Here is a 1456-nt window from a genome sequence, read left to right as displayed (position 1 = left end):
CAACGTCGCTTCCTTGCCGGGTGATCCTTTAGGATCCGGGGCTTGTGGCTCGTGATCATGTGGTGGGGGATGGCTTCCCGGAGCGGATACGGATCGGCGCGTTGACGCGGACGTTCACGCCGGAGCTGGTGGACTTCGCGATCGAGGAGGCCGGTGCGCGGGAACGCGCGGTGAAGTCGTTGCCCGCGCGGCTGGTGGTCTACTTCACCCTCGCGATGTGGCTGTTCACCTCGGTCGGGTACGGCGGGGTGCTGCGGGAGCTGGTGGAGCACTGGCCGCTCAAGCGGGGCGAGAAGTGGCGTCCGGCATCGACGGGGTCGCTGGCCAAGGCCCGCTCCCGGCTGGGAGCGGGGGCGCTTCGGGTGCTGTTCGACCGGGTGCGTGGAGCGCAGGGCACGCCGGCCACGCCGGGGGTGTTCTGGCGGAACCTGCGCCTGACCTCGCTGGACGGCACCACCTTCAGCGTGCCTGACAGTGCGGCGAACTCCGCCGCGTACACCCGGCCTGTGACCGGGGCCCGGCAGGGGCCCTATCCACAGGTGCGGCTGCTGGCCCTGGTCGAGTGCGGCACCCTGGCCGTGATCGCAGCGGTCTTCGACTCCCTCGCGATCGGCGAACGCACCCTGGCCACACGCCTGTTGCCGATGATCGAGCGGGGCACGCTGCTGCTGGCTGACCGGGGCTTCCCCTCCTATGACCTGTTCACCGCGGCCGCGGGCCGGGGCGCTGAGCTGTTGTGGCGCGTGAGCGCGTCGTTCACCCTGCCCGTCATCGAGGTACTTCACGACGGCACCTATCTCTCCCGCCTCAACGGGCCACGCGGACAGCGCATCACCGTCCGCGTGATCGAGTACACCGTGCACAGCACCGCCGAGGGCGCCGACGGCTCCACCACCGAGTCCTCGGAATTGTTCTGCCTGATCACCACCCTCCTCGACCCGGACACCGCCCCGGCCACCGAACTCGCCGAGCTCTACGCACGTCGCTGGACCAGCGAAACGATCTACCGGTCGATCAAGGTCGAGCAACGCGGCGGCCGCACCGCGACCCTGCGCTCCAACAGCCCCGAAATGGTCGCCCAGGAACTGTGGGCGATGCTCTGCGTCTACCAGTCCGTACGCCACCTGGCCACCGACAGCGCGACCCAGGACGGCATCCCACCAGCCCAGATCAGCTTCAAGCACGCCCTGCACGCCGCCCAGCGCACCGTCGGGGCGGACTTTCCCCCCTCGACGCCTGACCGCCAAGATCCGTGACATCGGCGCCGACCTGATCCGCACAGCCACCCGGCCACGACCCGGCCGCCGATCACCCCGCGCCACCAAGGCCCGACACGTCAACTGGCCCACGCTCCAACCAGATCAACCCGCCACCGAACGCGTCACCTACACCCTCCAGCTCCACCCACTCACACCACGACCGCAGTCATCCTGAAACGATCAAGGAAGCGACGTTG

At 69.1% G+C, this 1456-nt stretch carries 1 protein-coding gene; it reads left to right on the top strand.

The features are described from left to right. Positions 1-44 precede the first annotated feature (44 nt). Entirely contained in the window at positions 45-1256 is a 1212-nt protein-coding gene (locus AB0N07_RS50925; protein ID WP_365847799.1) for an IS4 family transposase, read from the top strand. The last annotated feature ends 200 nt before the right edge of the window (positions 1257-1456 follow it).

Origin of the sequence: Streptomyces sp. NPDC051172 (assembly GCF_040682555.1) — a bacterium.
Taxonomy (GTDB): domain Bacteria; phylum Actinomycetota; class Actinomycetes; order Streptomycetales; family Streptomycetaceae; genus Streptomyces.
This window is presented reverse-complemented; position numbering and strand designations above follow the sequence as displayed.